The sequence below is a fragment of the Bifidobacterium sp. LH_419 genome (genome assembly GCF_056356955.1).
The window spans coordinates 41,608-58,246 of the sequence record NZ_JBKEVG010000010.1; the positions used below are offsets into that span (position 1 = coordinate 41,608).

Sequence of the window (16,639 nt, forward strand, 5' to 3'; positions counted from 1 at the left end):
CCTCAAAGAGAGGCGATCGTCGTCATTCGGCGTCGTTCGCGGTGACGTCGAAATCGTCCATGTCGTCGAAATCGTCGTCGGAATCCGCATCGTCGTCGAAGCCATCCGCCTCGGTGTCGGCGTCTTCCGGCTCGTCGTGCTTGTACGGGTCGGCGTCGCCCGCGTACTGGGCGGTGGCGCGCGCCTTGGCGAGCTCCTCGTCGCGCTTGCGCGCGATGGCGAGGATGTCCTCGATCTCGTGGGCCTCGCCCGGCACCTCGTCGAACACGAACTGGAGCTGCGGGGTGAGGCGCAGGCCGGCCTTGTGGCCGACGAGCTTGCGCAGATGGCCCTTCGCCTGGTCGAGGGCCTGCTGGGCGCGCTTGCGTTCGCCCGCCTCCTTGCCCTCGTGGCCGTACTGCGTCCAGTAGACCTTGGCGATCTGCAGATCGTTGGTCACGCGCACGTCGGTGATGGTGATGTTCGTCAGTCGCTTGTCATGCAGCTCGCGTTCGATGGAGGACGCGATGACGCGCTGGATCAGGGCCGCGATGCGCGCGGCGCGGGGATTCGTTCCTGCCATGAAAGTCCTTTCGATGATTCGCTCCCGCATCCGGGGAAGGGGAGCCCCATACAGTTTGCTCCCCCTGTCAGGGGGAGCTGTCGTCGTAGACGACTGAGGGGGTCACGCGGCCTCATCCGGTCGCGCCCTGCAACCCCCTCAGCCTCACTTCGTTCGGCAGCTCCCCCTGACAGGGGGAGCATGAAAACCGCCGCCTCCGCTTCCCGCGGAGGCGACCATTGTGCGCTACTTGCGCTCGACCTCGCGCATCTCGAAGGTCTCGATGATGTCGCCGAGCTCGATGTCGTTGAAGGTGCCGAGGTTGATACCCGCCTCGTAGCCTTCCTTGACGGACTGCACGTCGTCCTTGAAACGACGCAGCGAGGAGATCTCCAGGTCGTTGACCGTGGCGACGCCGTTGCGCAGGATACGGCACTTCGTACCGCGCTTGACCTCGCCGTCCTGCACCATGACGCCGGCGATGTTGCCGAACTTGGAGGAGCGGAAGATCTCGCGGATCTCGGAATGGGAGGTGACGACCTCCTCGTATTCCGGCTTGAGCATGCCCTTGAGGGCCGCCTCGATGTCCTCGATGGCGCGGTAGATGACCGAGTAGTACTTGATCTCCACGCCCTCGCGGTCGGCGAGGTCCTGCACCTGACGGTTCGGACGCACGTTGAAGCCGATGATGACGGCCTTGTCGACCGTGGCGAGATTGACGTCGTTCTGGGTGATCGCGCCGACGCCGCGGTGGATGACCTGGATGCCGACCTCGTCGGACACCTCGATCTTCATCAGGGAGTCCTCGAGCGCCTCGACGGAGCCGGAGGAGTCGCCCTTGATGACGATGTTGAGCATGTCCACCTCGGACTTGGCGAACTGCTCCTTCAGGGACTCGAGGGAGACGATCTTGCGGCGCTTCGCGAGCTGCGCGGCACGCTCGGTGGCCTGGCGCTTCTCGGCGATCTGACGCGCGGTGCGGTCGTCCGGGGCGACGAGGAACAGGTCGCCTGCGGTCGGCACGGAGGTCAGGCCCAGCACCTGGACCGGCGTGGACGGGGTGGCCTCCTTCATGTGCTTGCCGTTCTCGTCGAGCATGGCGCGCACGCGGCCGTACGAAGTGCCGGCCACGATCGCGTCGCCGATGTGCAGGGTGCCCTGCTGGACGAGCACGGTCGCCACGGCGCCGCGGCCCTTGTCGAGTCGCGCCTCGATGGTGGCGCCGCGGGCGTCCATATCCGGGTTGGCCCTGAGGTCGAGGTCCGCGTCGGCGGTGAGCAGCACCGCTTCGAGGAGCTTGTCGACGTTGATGTTCTGCTTGGCGGAGATGTCGACGAACATGGTGTCGCCGCCGTACTCCTCCGGCACGAGGCCGAACTCGGTGAGCTGGCCGCGCACCTTGTCCGGGTTCGCGCCCGGCTTGTCGATCTTGTTGACGGCCACGACGATCGGCACGTGGGCGGCCTTCGCGTGGTTGATGGCCTCGACGGTCTGCGGCATGACGCCGTCATCCGCGGCCACGACGATGATCGCCACGTCGGTGATTTCCGCACCGCGGGCACGCATGGCGGTGAACGCCTCGTGGCCCGGGGTATCGAGGAACGTGATCTTGCGCTTCTCGCCGTCCAGCTCGACCGTCACCTGGTAGGCGCCGATGCGCTGGGTGATGCCGCCGGCCTCGCCCTCAATGACGTTGGTCTTGCGGATCGTGTCGAGCAGTCGGGTCTTACCGTGGTCGACATGGCCCATGACGGTGACGACCGGCGGACGCGGCTTCAGATCCTCGTCCTCCTGCAGCTCCTCCTCGTCCAGGTTGATGTCGAACTGCTGGAGCAGCTCCTTGTCCTCCTCCTCGGCGGAGACGATCTGGATGTTCCAGCCGATCTCCTCGCCCAGGATCTGGAACGTGGACTCGTCGAGGGACTGCGTGGCCGTGGCCATCTCGCCGAGATGGAACATCACGGTGACGAGGGCCGCCGGATTGACGTTGATCTTCTCCGCGAGGTCCGCGAGGGAAGCGCCCTGGCGCAGGCGGATGGTCTGACCGTTGCCGCGCGGGATGCGCACGCCGCCGATGGTCGGCGCTTTGATCTCCTCGTACTCCCTGCGCTTCTGCAGACGGTTCTTACGCGCCTTGGAGCTCTTGCCGCCCTGACGGCCGAACGCGCCGGCCGCGCCGCCGCGACCGCGACCGCCGCCGCGCGCGGGACCGTTGCTCGGACCGCCGTTGTTCTGGAAGCCGCCGGTGCCGGTGCCGGAGCGGAAGCCGCCGCGGGCGCCGCCGCCCTGCGCACCGCCCTGACCCGGACGGTTGTGGCCCCACTGGCCCGGACGCGGAGCGCCGCCCTGCCCCGGACGACCGTTGCGGAAGCCGCCGCGGGCGCCGCCGCGACCACGACCGCCGCCGTTGCGGCTGTCGTTCACGGTCGGACGCGCCATCGGATGCGGACGCGGGATGTCACCGGGCGTAGGCGTGTGCATGCCCTGCTTGCGGCTGAACGGATTGTTGCCCGGACGCGGGCCCGGGGTGTGCGGACGCTGGCCGGCCTGACCCTGCTGGCCGCCGTGCTCCTGGCCGGGACGCGGAGCGCCCTGCTGGCCGCCGCGCGGCTGGTTGTTGCGCGGGCCCGGAGTCGGGGCGCCGGTCGGACGGCCCTGGCCGCCGCGACGCTCGCCGCCCGGACGCGGGGCGCCGGAACGGTTCTGGCCGGGGCGCTCACCGCGGCGCTCGCCACGATGTTCGCCGCGCTCGCCGCGATGCTGACCGCGATCGCCGCGCTCGCCGCGGGAGCCGGCGCCGGCCTGCGCGCCGCCCTGGCCGGGACGATGCTGGCCCGGGTGCGGGGCGGACGGACGCGCGCCCGGAACCGGACGCTGCTCGTGCTCGGCCGCGGCCGAAGCCGGGGTCGGCGCCGCCGGACGCGGGCCCGGAGTCGGCGCGGAGGACGTGTGGGAGGTGTGGGACGCCGCCGGGCCCGGAGTCGGGGCCGGAGACGGATGATGCTGGCCGGGACGCGGCGCGGACGGGGCCGCCGGACGCGCGCCCTTCGCGCCGTGCGAGCCGGCGCCGTTCTGACGGTTGCCGCCCTGGCCACCGTTGCCGCCCTGCTTCGCGAAGGCGGACTTGAGCTTGCGAGCCACCGGGGGCTCGACCGTGGAGGAGGCGGACTTGACGAACTCCCCCATATCCTTCAGCTTCTCCAGCGCGGTCTTGCTGTCGATGCCGAGTTCCTTGGCAATTTCATAAACGCGTGGTTTCGCCACTACTTGTTCTCCTATCCGTGACCACGCGCCTGCGCGGTCAAAACTTGAAGACGACGAGCCTGTTCATCGTGCGACCATGATCGTGTAATCCTCGTTCTTTGGCCGGGCATGCTTACGCCCGGCATACCGCATCAAGCATACTCAAAGCGCTGGATGTGGGCACGCCGGGCGCAAGCCTTCCGGTTACTTCGCTTCCGGGGCCGATTCCGGGGCGGAGGCGGCGTCGCCGGACGCCGCACCGGCAGCCTCGGCGGCCTCAGCGGCCTTCTCCGCGGCGACCTTCTTCGCGTGGGCCTCGGACGACTCGATGCCGATCTTCCAACCGGTAAGCTTGGCGGCCAGACGCGCGTTCTGGCCCTCCTTGCCGATGGCGAGCGACAGCTGGTCGTCATGGATGAACGCGATCGCGGTCTTGTTCTTCTCGCTGATCACCTGCACGCCGGTCGCGACGGCCGGGCTCAGCGCGGAGGCCACGAACTTCGCCGAATCGTCGGAGTAGTCGACGATGTCGATCTTCTCCGGTCCGAGGTTCTCCATGACGGCGCGCACGCGGGCGCCGCCGGGGCCGATCAGCGCACCCTTCGGGTTCACGCCGTCCGTGTTCGCCTTGACGGCAATCTTCGTACGGGCGCCGGCCTCACGCGCGATCGCCATGATCGACACGGCGCCGGAGACGAGCTCCGGGACCTCGCGCTCGAACAGCTTGCGCACGAGCTCCGGGTGGGAACGAGAGACGATGATCTCCGGGCCCTTCACGCCGCGGCCCACGTTCACCACGTACACGCGCAGACGCTGGCCGTGACGGTAGCGCTCGCCCGGCACCTGCTCGCGGCGGGGCAGGATCGCCTCGACATCGCCGACGGCGATGTGCACGTTGGACGGGTCCTTCACGTCCTGCTGGACGATGCCGGTGATGAGCTTGCCCTTCTGACCGGAGAACGCGCCGAACACGCGCTCGTCCTCGGCGCGGCGGAACAGCTGGGTGATGACCTGGCGCGCGGTGGCGGCGGCGAGACGGCCGAAGTCGCGCGGGGTGTCGTCGTACTCCTCGCCGAGCGTCGGTGCCGGGTGCGGGTCCTCCTCGGTGGGGGTGCCCGGAATCTCGTCGGCGGCCCACACGGTGAACGTGCCGGCGCGCTCGTCGAGTTCGACGCGCGCGTGCTTGGCCGGGTGCGAGGTCTTCATGTAGGCGAGGCGCAGCGCCTCGGCGAGGGCCGCGTCGAGCGCGGCCGGGTCGATTCCTTGCTCGGATGCGAGCTTGTGCATGCCTTGCAGGTCCAGTTCCATGTCGCAAGACCTCCCTTGAGTTCAGTTATATCGGCTCTTGGCCCATTTGGTCACAGTCGATGTTTACTCTACTGTTTTATGCAGACACTTCGAGATTCAGCCGTGGGCGCGCGGGGCACGGGCCCCGGCGCCGTCATCGCCCGTCTCGCCTCGCGCCGCAGGTCGCGTCCCCTATCGCATCCCACGTCATCGCGTCTCGTCTCGCGTCTCGCCGCATCCGTCGCCGTATGCGCATTCGTCGCGCCGCTGGCGGGATGCGCCACGCCGCATCTCGAAGCGCGCAACACGGACGCGACGAAACTCGGCGCCTGCGAAAGCGCCTACCTGACCGCGCAGGCCGGCACCGGCGGCGACGCCGGCACGGCCGACGCGCAGCCGACGATGATGCGTTACCTCAACGGCCTCGCGGCGACGGACGCGTGGCTCACCGTCGCCTCCGTCTGCACGTCGCGGTTCGCCGAAGGCGCGTTGCGCTCGGCGCAGGTCGCCTACCGCACCGAGACGCTCGGCGCGGCGCTCGGCGTCGCCTCGCCCACGCCGCCGACCGTCGACTACGGCGACGTCGTGCGGCTCGACGCGGGAGCCGACGCGTTGGCGGCGATGTCGCTGGCGGAGGACCGCGCCGGTTTCGCGCTCGAGGTGCTGGCGGCGCGCGGCGTCGACGACGCCACGCTCGCCGCCTCCGACAACCACAAGACCGCCGCCCAGCGCCTGTTCACGCTGTCCGGTGCGAGCCGGGACCCACGTCAGAAGGTGTACGCCGTCGACGAGCTTCTCGCACATCCCGACACGATCGAGGATTCCGCGGCCGGCGTGACAGCGCCGACGGTGGCCGTCGTCGAGATGGACTGCGCCCGCGCCTACCTCGACGCGATCGGCGGCGTCGACGATGCGGATTCGTCCGATATCGCCGCCGAATCCGATACGTCCAACAGCACCGCCACCTACGATTCGACGACTGGTTCCACGACGGATGATTCCGGATCGGCCGCCGGCTCCGGCTCCGCGGAATCCGGCTCGGGCACCGCCGATTCGAGCGGCACCGGTTCGTCCGACGCCTCGGGCACGGCCTCGTCCCCGTCGCGCAAGACGCTCGCCTGGCTGGCCCGCATGGCCGCCGCCCGCGCCTGGCGTGCGATGGAGCTCGGCTACCCCTCCGCCGACTCCGCCCTCTTCCGCTGAGCAACGGCTCCTCGGCCCCCTCTACGGAACATCGCCTCCCTCTGACGAGGGAGGTGTCATCGCGAAGCGATGACGGAGGGAGAGAAGATGAGCGGCCGTAGGCCGCGGGAACATCGAATCGGCCTGCGGCCGATGCCGTATCTTCCGCGGCCTGCGGCCGCTGTCTCTCCCCCAGTCAGCCTTCGGCTGACAGCCCCCTCGTCAGAGGGGGCCAGAGAACGGCCGCATACGAAAAGGGCTTCGGGAATTCCCGAAGCCCTTGATATCGCGGATAAGGCGAGATTCGAACTCGCGGAGGGGTTCGCCCTCACACGCTTTCGAGGCGTGCTCCTTAGACCGCTCGGACACTTATCCAGTCGTCACGTAAAACGCAACCTGTTCATTATAAGCCTGTTCGTCCGATACGCAAATCACCGCGCGTCGCGCGCGACCCGCCGCTACAGCTCCTGCTCGTGGACGGAGGCGTTGACCCACTGGCTCTGCTGGACGTTGTATCCGGAGAAAATGCCAATGTCGAGCATGCAGTCGCGGTAGTCGCGGCCGTGGGCGATCGTGATGTAGTTGTCGTCGACCATGCGGTTGTGGGTCGGGTCGAGGCCGATCCACCGGCCGTTGTGATAGATCTCCACCCACGCGTGCGTCGCGCCCTCGCCGCCCAGCAGGCCCGCGATGTAGCGCGCGATCAGCCCGCAGTGGCGCGCCACGGAGAGCATCACGTGCGCGTAGTCCTGGCACACGCCCTTGCGCTGCGCCAACGCCTGCTCGGCGGTCGTGCGGATCGTCGTGGATCCGGGCGTGTAGACGAACGCGCGGAACACCTCGTCCATGATCTCGCGCGCCTTGTCGATCGGCGAGGCGCTGTCCGGCAGGGCGGCGAGACGCCCGCGGCAAATCGCCGTCAGCGCCTCGACCGCGGGCCCCGGGATCGTCAGCGCGGAGTCGAACCGGTAGAGCGGCTTGTAGATCTCCGGCTTGATGTGCTCGTTGTCGACGAACGCGATGCCGGTCACCTTGTAGTTGAACACGTCGTGCGGCTCGGGGATGTACCCGGTCTTCACGACCGAATCGAACGAGTCGATGGTGGTCTCCAACTCCACGTCCGGTTCGATGTCGATCTCCACGTCCACGACCTGCTGGCGCGGGCCGGTGGCGGGGATGCACCGCAACTGGAACCGGTGGTCGGTGACGGGTGAGCTGAAGCTGAGCTTCATCTCATAATCAAACACCAGTTTTTTCATGCTTCAGGCTCCGGGAAAGTGGACGGCATAGGAACGACATACTGTCTTCCAACTTTACCAGTGTGACCCAGGTCACGGCCTGCGCGCGTCCATGTTCATCGAGCTCAGCGAGCTGCCGTCCTTGATGTCGCCGTGGATGGACCGCCGGCCGAAGTCGCTGAGGAACTCCTGCAGGCGCCCGTTGAGCTCCGGGTAGCCGCGCTGCGGCAGCTGGCCGAGCAGCCAGCTCACGCCCTCGGCGAAGCACTGCGGCAGCGGCATGCCGTCGAGCGCGTGCGCGTAGGTCTCCAGCTTGCGCAGCGGCGCCTCCATCTCCGCCATCGGCATGCCGAAGCGCGTGTACAGGTCGATGCGTTCGATGTACTTGCCGATGAAGATGAACGCCTTGAGCGTCATGTCCGCCGCCGAGTTCTCGATGCCGCCCCAGAAGGCGAGCATGTCGTCGGCCACGTCGCGCTGCGTGTAGATGTCCTCCGCGCTGGCGGAGCGTTCGGCCGCGTCGGTGATGTTCGTCATCGCGAGCTCCACGTACTGCAGCAGGCGCGAGCTCAATTCCGGGCGCAGGATGACCGCGTTGTTGAACGCGGCGACGATGGCGGAGCGCACCGAATCCGGGTTCGTGCCGTCGTAGAGGAACGAGTGGATGAACGTGTCGAAGTCCTCGAAGTCCTCCGGCAGGTCGAGCGCGCGGGCGAACGGGCGGAACGCGTCTGGGTTCTCATCCATCACGCGGTCGTAGAACGGGAAGAACTGGACGAGCGTGGTGAACGCGCGTTCGGTGTAGCGGCCCAGCCAGTACAGGTTGTCGGCCTTCGAGGCGGTGACAAGCTGGAGCGAATGCTTGCGCGCATGCGGCATGAGGCTCACCGATTCGATCTCGGCGCCGCGCGCGAAGTCCTTGCTGCCGTCGGACGGGGCGAGCACCCACGTGTCCTTGAAGCCGCCGCCCTGCGAGGAGTTGACGATCATCTGGCCAGGCACGGACGAGTAGCGGGTCAGGCCGGAATACCACACGTGCGTGTTCTGGCCGGTCACGACGAACGCGCGCAGGTCGCACTTGCGCGGGCTCCGCTCCCCCGTCGCCGGGTCGACCACGTCGATGTCGCGGAACTGGATAATCTCCTGCGCGATGAACCGGCGCGGGTCGGTCTTGATCTTGTCGGCCAGCTCCTCGCGCTTCGCCTTGTCAAGGTCGCGGCCGAAGACCACGCCGTAGCCTCCCGCCTCGGCCACGTCCTTGATGACGAGCTCGCCCATGCGGTCGAGGACCTCCTTGCGGTCCTTCTCGAACATCGGCATGTAGGTGGGCGCGTTGTGCAGGATCGGCTCCTCGTTGAGGTAGTACTTGATCATGCGCGGCACGAAGTAGTAGATGGCCTTGTCGTCGGCGGCACCGTTGCCCGGCGCGTTGACGATCGCCACGTTGCCGGCGCGGTAGGCGGACAGGAGTCCCGGCACGCCGATCACCGAATCCGGGTTGAACGCGAACGGGTCGAGGAAGTCGTCGGCGAGTCGGCGGTAGACGACGCCGACGCGATGGCGGTTGCCCGCGTAGTCGAGGAAGAACAGTTTGTTCTCGACGACTTCGAGGTCCTCGGGGAAGGCGAGCGTCGCGCCGGTCTTCTCCGCCAGATACGCGTGCTCGAAGAACGCGGAGTTGTAGCGTCCCGGCGTAAGCACCACGGCGATGCCCTCGGTGGAGACGAAGTCCATCGACTTGCGCAGCAGGCGCGGGTAGTCGCGGTTGTCGCGCACGTGAATCTCGCGGAACAGTCGCGGATTCGTGCGTCGTTCGATGTCGCGGGCGAACAGCGGGTAGCTGGCGCCGGACGGGATGCGCAGATTGTCCTCGAGCACCCACCAGCGGCCGTCCTCGCCCTGCACGAGATCCTCGCCGGCGATGTGCGCGAACACGCCGCCGGGAGGCGTCACGCCGTTGACCTGCGGGTAGTAGCCGGCGGACGTGTACACGAACTCCTCGGGCACGACGCCGTCGTGGATGATCCGCTTCTCCGAATAGATGTCCCTGAGGTAGGCGTTCAGCGCGTTGACGCGCTGCTTCAGGCCCGCCTCCAGCTCGTCGAACTCGTCGGATTCGATGACGCGCGGAATCGGGTCGTAGGGGAACAGACGGTCCTTGTACACGCCGTCCTTGTACACGCCGAACCGCACGCCGTTGCGGCTCAGTTCGCGGTTGATCTCCTCACGTCGCGCCACCAGTTCCGCCGCAAGCCTGCTCGCCGCCGATTCAATCATCGTGCCACTTTCCTTGTGATGGGTCTTGTCTTTCGTACCCGACTCACCGTAGGAAGACCCGGTTTCGGCAAACGCGCGCCAATGTTACGAACACGTCACCGCCGCATCGTCGCAATCATCACAATCGTCGCATCATCGCGTCACTGCATCGCCGCACCATCACCGCCGCATCGGCGCTGAACCGTATACTCGTTGGCTATGACACGACTGCGCATCGACCTGGCATACGACGGCGGCGGCTTCTACGGATGGGCCACGCAACCGGACATCCGCACCGTGCAGGGCACCATCGAGGCGGCGCTGCACAAGCTGCTGCGCGTGCCCGAACACGACCCGGACGAGCCGCTTCGTCTCGTCGTCGCCGGACGCACCGACACGGGCGTCCACGCGAGCCATCAGGTCTGTCATCTCGACATCGCGGAATCGACGCTGGAACGCGCCGTCGGGCACATGAAGGTGCCGGCGGCCACCGCGCTGGAGCATCGTCTGCAACGTCTTCTGCCGATGGACATCGCGATCCATCGCGTGTCCGTCGCGCCGGACGGCTTCGACGCACGGTTCTCGGCGCTGGAACGCACGTACGTGTACCGGATCGCCGACCGCGCGAGCGAGGTGGACCCGCGTCTGCGCGGCTGCGTGCTGCACATCGACGACACGCTCGACCTGGACGCGATGAACCGGGCGGCGGCGATGACGCTGGGACTCCATGATTTCGGTTCGTTCGCGACGCCGAATCCGGGAGGCACGACGATTCGCGAGGTGAAGCGCGCCGCGTGGACGCGCGTCCCGTCGCGCCCGCTGGTACCGGCGCGCGACGACGTCGCGACGCACGGTACCGGCGACGACGCGACGATCGGGTACGTGACGCCGACGCTGGAGTCGGGACTGGTGTGCTTCACGATCGTCGCGGACGCGTTCGCGCGCAACATGGTGCGATCGCTCGTCAACGCATGCGTCGCGGTGGGCATCGGCAAACGCGATCTGGACTGGTTCGCCGGCAAAATGGCCGTGCCGAAGCGCGAGGGATCGACGGGACCGATCGCGCCGCAGGGACTCACGCTGGAACACGTCGCCTACCCGCCCGACGACGAACTCGCCTCCCGCGCCGAAGCGATCCGCGCCGTCCGCACGTTGCCGTAACGCTTCCCCGCGACTCACTTCCCCACTTCTCCACAACCCACCTTTTCACAACCCACTCCTCCACAACCCACCATCCCATCACTCACCTCCCCATAGCGCCCTCTCTCCCATGGTGCGGCAACACACTTTCTCCACAACGGCGGAATTCCGCCATTTTCGCCTACCGCACCATGGGTGTTTTACCGCACCATGGGAGGTTGAGTGGGTGATGAGTGGGGTGGATAGGTGGGATAGGTGGGGTGGATAGGTGGGATGGAAGAGGAGGAAGGGGAATTGGGTGGGTATGCGAAAGGGGTCGGGAACCCTGGTGGATTCCCGACCCCTTGTATCGCGAGTCAGCTGACGCTAACGGCTCACTCGGCCTGCTCGGCCGGAGCCTCGGTGGCCTCGGCGGCGGTCTCGGCCGGAGCCTCAACCGGAGCCTCGGCAGCCGGAGCCTCGGTCTCGGCGGACTTGGCGGCGGCTTCGGCTTCCTTCACGACGGCCTGCTTCTTGCTCACCGGCTCGGTGACGAGCTCGATGATGGCGGCGGGCGCGTTGTCGCCCTTGCGCGGGGCGATCTTCACGATGCGGGTGTAGCCACCCTCACGCTGCTCCATCTGCTCGGCGATCTGGGTGAACAGCACGTGCACGACGGACTTGTTGCGGATGACGCGCATCACGCGACGGCGGGAGTGCAGATCACCGCGCTTGGCGAAGGTGATCAGGCGCTCGGCCAGCGGACGAAGGCGCTTGGCCTTCGGCAGCGTGGTGACGATGCGGCCGTTCTGGAACAGGCTGGTGGCCATGTTCGCGAGCATCAGGCGCTCGTGCGCCGGGCTGGAGGCCAGACGCGGGCCCTTCTTGGGTGTGGGCATAGTAACTCCTTATGTCAGGCCGGTTCAGGTGGGCAGTGGCCCGAACATCCGAACCGGTCGGACGGTTGGTCGAATGCGGCTAACGGGTTCTCACTCGTCTTCAGGCGAGAAGAAGGTGCCGCCTTCGAGATTGTTGGCATCGAAGCCACCCAGCGGGGAGGCCTTGAGGGACATGCCCAGAGACTGGAGCTTCTCCTTGACCTCGTCGATGGACTTCATGCCGAAATTGCGGATATCGAGCAGATCCTGCTCAGTGTGGGAGACCAGCTCGCCGATGGTGTGGATACCCTCGCGCTTCAGGCAGTTGTAGCTGCGCTGGGTGAGGTTGAGATCCTCGATCGGCACGGCGAGTTCGGGGTTGGACTCCTCCGCCACCGGGGCGGGGCCGACCTCGACGCCTTCGGCCTGGGTGTTGAGCTCACGGCACAGGCCGAACAGCTCCACCAGGGTGGAACCGGCGGAAGCCACCGCGTCGCGCGGGGAGATGGCCGGCTTGGTCTCCACGTCCAGGATGAGCTTATCGAAGTCCGTGCGCTGTTCCACACGGGTCGCCTCGACCTTGTAGCTCACCTTGAGCACCGGGGAGTAGATGGAATCGACCGGGATGCGACCGATTTCGTCATTGTCCTGCTTGTTCATCGCAGCCGGCACGTAGCCACGGCCACGCTCGACGGTGAACTCGATCTCGAGCTCGCCGTCCTCCGCGAGGGTGGCGATGTGCATGGTCGGGTTCGCGATGGTCACGCCCGCCGGCGGAGTGATGTCACCGGCGGTGACCTCGCCCTTGCCGCTCTTGCGCAGGTACATCACGACGGGCTCGTCGTACTCGCTGGTGAGCACGATGCCCTTGATGTTGAGCAGGATCTCAGTCACGTCCTCCTGGACGCCCGGCAGCGTGGTGAACTCATGCAGGGCACCGGAGATACGCACCGAAGTCACAGCGGCTCCCGGAATCGAGCTCAGCAGGGTGCGGCGCAGCGAGTTGCCAAGCGTGTAGCCGAAGCCCGGCTCGAGCGGCTCGATGGTGAAGCGGGAGCGCTGGGGGTTCAGCGATTCCTCGGTAAGAGTCGGACGCTGTGCAATAAGCACTGTGGTATCCTTTCAGCTTTTGGCCGGTGGTGCACTCACCGGGCCAACAGCGGGTTGGATGAATATTGTCTAGTAGTGCTCAGACGCGACGACGCTTCGGAGGACGAACGCCGTTGTGCGCTTGCGGGGTGACGTCGGTGATGGAACCGACCTCGAGACCAGCGGACTGCAGGGAACGGATGGCGGTCTCACGACCGGAACCCGGGCCCTTCACGAACACATCGACCTTCTTGACGCCGTGCTCCATCGCCTTGCGGGCGGCGGACTCGGCGGCCATGCCGGCAGCGTACGGCGTGGACTTACGGGAGCCCTTGAAGCCGACGTCACCACCGGACGCCCAGGACACAACCGCGCCGGACGGATCGGTGATCGAGATGATCGTGTTGTTGAAAGTGGACTTGATGTGAGCCTGGCCCACCGGGATCGACTTGCGATCGCGGCGACGAGCGGGCTTACGAGCGGCTTGCTTAGGCGCTGCCATTGACCCTCGTTTCCTAGTAACGAACTTGTTTGCTTGGGGTTGCGGCTCGGGCGATGGGTGTCACCCCGTGGCCCGTGCCAATGCCACCTATTACTTGGTGGCCTTCTTCTTTCCGGCGACCGTGCGCTTCGGGCCCTTGCGGGTGCGGGCGTTGGTCTTGGTGCGCTGGCCGCGCACAGGAAGTCCCCTGCGGTGACGCTGGCCCTGGTAGCAGTTGATCTGAATCTTGCGACGGATGTCCGCGTCGATTTCACGACGCAGATCGCCCTCGATCTTGTAGTTGGCCTCGAGGTAGTCACGCAGCGTGATCAGCTGCTCGTCGGTGAGATCCTTGACGCGGATGTCCGGGTTGATACCGGTCGCGGCAAGCGTTTCCTTCGCACGAGTACGGCCCACACCGAAGATGTAGGTGAGGGCGATCTCGATGCGCTTCTCATTGGGGATGTCGACTCCGGCAAGACGTGCCATTGCGATTCCTTCTGGTTGACGTAGGTCTTGCACCCACTCGTCCGGCTGTCCGGCACGGGCCTACGTACCCGTGGTTCAGTGTCGTTCCCTTGCGGGAAGCACTGTGAGTGAGCGCCTGATTTTCAATTGTGCCGCTGGAGAATCTGCTCTCAGCCCTGACGCTGCTTGTGGCGGGGGTTGGTGCAGATCACCATGACGCGGCCGTGACGACGGATCACGCGGCAGTTCTCGCAGATCCTCTTCACACTAGGGCTGACCTTCATGGTTATCCTTTGCTTGTACCTTACTTGTAACGGTACGTAATGCGACCGCGGTTGAGATCGTACGGGCTCATCTCGAGCACGACGCGGTCCTGCGGGAGGATGCGGATGTAGTTCTTCCGCATCTTGCCGGAGATGGTGGCCAGCACGATGTGCTTGTTTTCGAGTTCAACGCGGAACATCGCGTTGGGCAGCGCTTCGACCACCCGACCTTCGACTTCAATCACACCGTCTTTTGCCATGAGCTCCCGGCTTCCGTTTCGTTGGTTGCATTACATTGACGTATCCGAAGACACACCAATCTACTAGGATAGCGAAGAGCCGGACGAAATCGACACTCGGCGTGTCATTTCGTCCGGCTCTTCCGTCGTGTGGTATACGCGCGCTATGCCGCTACACTCAGCGGGCGTCGAGCGCGGCGACGATGTTCTTCTGGATCTCGTCGATCTCGCCGACGCCGTCGATGGCGACCAGCTGGCCACGGGACTTGTAGGTGTCCAGCAGCGGGGCGGTCTCCTTCGCGTAGGTGGCGAGGCGCTTGGCGATGGCCTCCGGATTGTCGTCGGTGCGGCCCTGCTCCTCGGCGCGCTTGGCGATGCGCTGCATGAGCACGTCGTGGTCGGCATCGAGCGCGACCACCGCGTCGAGCGGGGTGCCGAGCTCGGCGAGGATGGCGTCGAGCGCCTCGACCTGGGAGGCGTTGCGCGGGTAGCCGTCGAGGATCCAGCCGTTCTTGGCGTCGTCCTGGGCGAGGCGGTCCTTGACAATCGAGTTGGTCAGCTCGTCCGGCACGAGTTCGCCCTTGTCGGTGTACTCGATGACCTTGAGGCCCAGCGGGGTCTTGCCCTTGATGTTGGCGCGGAAGATGTCGCCGGTGGAGATGGCGGGGATGCCGTAGTGCTCGGCGAGCAGCGCGGCCTGGGTGCCCTTGCCGACGCCCTGCGGGCCCATGATGAGAAGACGCATGTCGTTGCTCCTTGTCTTGTTGGCTCAGTTTTCCTTGTGGTCGATGTCTTCGAGCAGGAATCCGGCGTACTGGAACTGCTCGGTCTGGGCCTTGGCCTGGCGCAGGGTGTCGAGGCCGACACCCGCGATGATCAGGATCGTCGTGCCGCCGAACGGCAGCTGCGTGTTGAGGCCGAGGGCCATGATGAGGACGGTCGGGATGAGCGCGACGAACAACAGGTAGACGGCGCCCACCGTGTTGAGGCGGTTCATCACGTAGCTCAGGTAGCGGCTGGTCGCGTTGCCGGCGCGGATGCCGGGGATGAAGCCGCCGTACTGCTTCATGTTGTCGGCGGTCTCGTCCGGGTTGAACGTGATCTCCGTGTAGAAGAAGCAGAAGAACACGATCATCAGCGCGTACAGCGCGATGTACCACACGCTGGTGGTGTTCGCCAGGTTGGCGTTGATCCACTTGACCCAGCTCTGGTCGGTCTTGCCGAACTGCGCGATGAGCGTCGGGATGGCGAGGATCGAGGAGGCGAAGATCGGCGGGATGACGCCGGACATGTTGATCTTGAGCGGCAGGTAGGTGGAGGAGCCGCCGTACATCTTGCGGCCGATCATGCGGCGCGTGTACTGCACGGGGATGCGGCGCTGGCACAGCTCGACGAAGTCGACGAAGATGAGGATGACGACGAGGACGGACACGACGATGCCGAACTTGGTCCAGTCGCCGTCGGTGCCGTTGGTGCCCCAGCCGATCTCCCACAGCTGCGGCAGGAAGCCGGAGCAGATGGACATGAAGATGAGGACGGACATGCCCTGGCCGATGCCCTTGTCGGTGATGAGCTCGGCCATCCACATGATCAGGCCGGTGCCGCCGGTCATGATGAGGACCATCACCACGAGGTTCCACACCGAACCGTCGGGGATGACCTGGGAGCAGGCGTAGTTGAACAGCGCGCCGGAGCGGGCGGTGACGAGGATCGTGGTGGACTGCAGCACGGCCAGACCGATGGTGAGGTATCGGGTGTACTGCGTCAGCTTCGCCTCGCCGGACTGGCCCTCCTTGTGCAGGGCCTCGAAGCGCGGGATGACGACGCGCAGCAGCTGCACGACGATGGACGCGGTGATGTACGGCATGACGCCCAGCGCGAAGATCGACAGCTGCAGCATGGCGCCGCCGGAGAACAGGTTCACCAGTCCGATGAAGTTCTCCTGGCTGCCCTGCAGGGGCGCCACGCACTTCTGCACGACGGTGTAGTCCACGCCCGGGGTCGGGATGAACGAACCGATGCGGTAGATGATGATGATGAACAGGACGAAGAGGATCTTCTTCCTCAGCTCCTTCGTCTTCAGGGCCTGAATTAACGTCCTCACCTGAAATCCTCCCATGCGCCCAAGGCGCTACAGCTATGCTCATGTGTTCGTGTTTTGAACGCTAACGCACGAGCATATCGTATCGTGCCTACTTAGCGCTAACAATGCGTCGGAATCGCGGGGAAAAACACGGGGAAAATCACGGACCCCGACGCGGGTAGAAGTCGTCGGAAACGACATGACCCCCTCGCTCACGAGGGGCGAGAGGGTCATGTTCGTGAAGTTATCTCACCGAAGTGAGTGATCCGCGA

Annotated in this window: 15 protein-coding genes and 1 tRNA gene; 2 read left to right on the plus strand and 14 right to left on the minus strand. The window is 66.0% G+C overall.

Annotated features, from left to right (window positions below; genetic code table 11):
- Positions 1–22: 22 nt before the first annotated feature.
- From rbfA to nusA, 3 genes are all read right to left on the minus strand, one after another.
- Positions 23–562 (minus strand): 30S ribosome-binding factor RbfA, encoded by a 540-nt coding sequence (gene rbfA / locus AC1AYX_RS07365; RefSeq protein ID WP_476502895.1) that lies wholly within the window; start codon positions 560–562, stop codon positions 23–25.
- 225 nt (positions 563–787) lie between these two features.
- Positions 788–3,805 carry a translation initiation factor IF-2 gene (gene infB, locus AC1AYX_RS07370; RefSeq protein WP_476502896.1) on the minus strand — a complete coding sequence of 1,006 codons (3,018 nt, stop codon included), beginning with the start codon at positions 3,803–3,805 and terminating at the stop codon, positions 788–790.
- Positions 3,806–3,988: 183 nt separating this feature from the next.
- Positions 3,989–5,092 carry a transcription termination factor NusA gene (gene nusA, locus AC1AYX_RS07375; protein WP_476502897.1) on the minus strand — a complete coding sequence of 368 codons (1,104 nt, stop codon included), beginning with the start codon at positions 5,090–5,092 and terminating at the stop codon, positions 3,989–3,991.
- 78 nt (positions 5,093–5,170) lie between these two features.
- Between nusA and AC1AYX_RS07380 the strand changes: the two genes are divergently transcribed.
- Entirely contained in the window at positions 5,171–6,274 is a 1,104-nt protein-coding gene (locus AC1AYX_RS07380; RefSeq protein WP_476502898.1) for a hypothetical protein, read from the plus strand.
- 268 nt (positions 6,275–6,542) lie between these two features.
- On the opposite strand, the gene AC1AYX_RS07385 is transcribed toward AC1AYX_RS07380, so the two are convergent.
- The 3 genes from AC1AYX_RS07385 to AC1AYX_RS07395 form a co-directional block, all read right to left on the minus strand.
- A tRNA-Ser gene (locus AC1AYX_RS07385) sits at positions 6,543–6,628 on the minus strand.
- Positions 6,629–6,711: 83 nt separating this feature from the next.
- On the minus strand, positions 6,712–7,512 hold the full coding sequence (locus AC1AYX_RS07390; protein WP_476502899.1) for a transglutaminase family protein: 801 nt from the start codon (positions 7,510–7,512) through the stop codon (positions 6,712–6,714).
- Between the two features lie 72 nt (positions 7,513–7,584).
- Positions 7,585–9,768, minus strand: a complete 2,184-nt coding sequence (locus AC1AYX_RS07395; protein ID WP_476502900.1) for a circularly permuted type 2 ATP-grasp protein — start codon at positions 9,766–9,768, stop codon at positions 7,585–7,587.
- A 198-nt stretch (positions 9,769–9,966) separates the two neighbouring features.
- On the opposite strand from AC1AYX_RS07395, the gene AC1AYX_RS07400 reads away from it, so the two are divergent.
- Positions 9,967–10,908 (plus strand): tRNA pseudouridine synthase A, encoded by a 942-nt coding sequence (locus AC1AYX_RS07400; protein ID WP_476502942.1) that lies wholly within the window; start codon positions 9,967–9,969, stop codon positions 10,906–10,908.
- 353 nt (positions 10,909–11,261) lie between these two features.
- Here AC1AYX_RS07400 and rplQ read toward each other — a convergent pair whose 3' ends face one another.
- From rplQ to secY, 8 genes are all read right to left on the minus strand, one after another.
- Positions 11,262–11,765, minus strand: coding sequence for a 50S ribosomal protein L17 (gene rplQ / locus AC1AYX_RS07405; protein ID WP_101622008.1), 504 nt, complete (start codon positions 11,763–11,765; stop codon positions 11,262–11,264).
- Between the two features lie 90 nt (positions 11,766–11,855).
- Positions 11,856–12,854 (minus strand): DNA-directed RNA polymerase subunit alpha, encoded by a 999-nt coding sequence (locus tag AC1AYX_RS07410; RefSeq protein ID WP_476502901.1) that lies wholly within the window; start codon positions 12,852–12,854, stop codon positions 11,856–11,858.
- 79 nt (positions 12,855–12,933) lie between these two features.
- Positions 12,934–13,335, minus strand: coding sequence for a 30S ribosomal protein S11 (gene rpsK, locus AC1AYX_RS07415; RefSeq protein WP_034527262.1), 402 nt, complete (start codon positions 13,333–13,335; stop codon positions 12,934–12,936).
- Positions 13,336–13,425: 90 nt separating this feature from the next.
- On the minus strand, positions 13,426–13,803 hold the full coding sequence (gene rpsM, locus AC1AYX_RS07420) for a 30S ribosomal protein S13 (protein ID WP_034527264.1): 378 nt from the start codon (positions 13,801–13,803) through the stop codon (positions 13,426–13,428).
- A gap of 149 nt (positions 13,804–13,952) precedes the next feature.
- Positions 13,953–14,066: a 50S ribosomal protein L36 gene (gene rpmJ, locus AC1AYX_RS07425; protein WP_003814578.1), complete on the minus strand. Its 114-nt coding sequence runs from the start codon at positions 14,064–14,066 to the stop codon at positions 13,953–13,955.
- A gap of 20 nt (positions 14,067–14,086) precedes the next feature.
- On the minus strand, positions 14,087–14,305 hold the full coding sequence (gene infA / locus AC1AYX_RS07430; RefSeq protein WP_004268611.1) for a translation initiation factor IF-1: 219 nt from the start codon (positions 14,303–14,305) through the stop codon (positions 14,087–14,089).
- A gap of 157 nt (positions 14,306–14,462) precedes the next feature.
- On the minus strand, positions 14,463–15,029 hold the full coding sequence (locus AC1AYX_RS07435; RefSeq protein ID WP_476502902.1) for an adenylate kinase: 567 nt from the start codon (positions 15,027–15,029) through the stop codon (positions 14,463–14,465).
- A gap of 24 nt (positions 15,030–15,053) precedes the next feature.
- Entirely contained in the window at positions 15,054–16,388 is a 1,335-nt protein-coding gene (gene secY, locus AC1AYX_RS07440) for a preprotein translocase subunit SecY (protein ID WP_476502903.1), read from the minus strand.
- Positions 16,389–16,639 lie beyond the last annotated feature (251 nt).

What these genes read in the sequence shown, in the direction of transcription:
- rpmJ (WP_003814578.1), bottom strand. Translation starts at nt 14,066, where the DNA reads ATGAAGGTCAGCCCTAGTGTGAAGAGGATCTGCGAGAACTGCCGCGTG.
- AC1AYX_RS07380 (WP_476502898.1), top strand. Translation starts at nt 5,171, where the DNA reads ATGCAGACACTTCGAGATTCAGCCGTGGGCGCGCGGGGCACGGGCCCC.
- AC1AYX_RS07400 (WP_476502942.1), top strand. Translation starts at nt 9,967, where the DNA reads ATGACACGACTGCGCATCGACCTGGCATACGACGGCGGCGGCTTCTAC.
- nusA (WP_476502897.1), bottom strand. Translation starts at nt 5,092, where the DNA reads ATGGAACTGGACCTGCAAGGCATGCACAAGCTCGCATCCGAGCAAGGA.
- rplQ (WP_101622008.1), bottom strand. Translation starts at nt 11,765, where the DNA reads ATGCCCACACCCAAGAAGGGCCCGCGTCTGGCCTCCAGCCCGGCGCAC.
- rpsK (WP_034527262.1), bottom strand. Translation starts at nt 13,335, where the DNA reads ATGGCAGCGCCTAAGCAAGCCGCTCGTAAGCCCGCTCGTCGCCGCGAT.
- AC1AYX_RS07395 (WP_476502900.1), bottom strand. Translation starts at nt 9,768, where the DNA reads ATGATTGAATCGGCGGCGAGCAGGCTTGCGGCGGAACTGGTGGCGCGA.
- infA (WP_004268611.1), bottom strand. Translation starts at nt 14,305, where the DNA reads ATGGCAAAAGACGGTGTGATTGAAGTCGAAGGTCGGGTGGTCGAAGCG.
- rbfA (WP_476502895.1), bottom strand. Translation starts at nt 562, where the DNA reads ATGGCAGGAACGAATCCCCGCGCCGCGCGCATCGCGGCCCTGATCCAG.
- AC1AYX_RS07390 (WP_476502899.1), bottom strand. Translation starts at nt 7,512, where the DNA reads ATGAAAAAACTGGTGTTTGATTATGAGATGAAGCTCAGCTTCAGCTCA.
- rpsM (WP_034527264.1), bottom strand. Translation starts at nt 13,803, where the DNA reads ATGGCACGTCTTGCCGGAGTCGACATCCCCAATGAGAAGCGCATCGAG.
- AC1AYX_RS07435 (WP_476502902.1), bottom strand. Translation starts at nt 15,029, where the DNA reads ATGCGTCTTCTCATCATGGGCCCGCAGGGCGTCGGCAAGGGCACCCAG.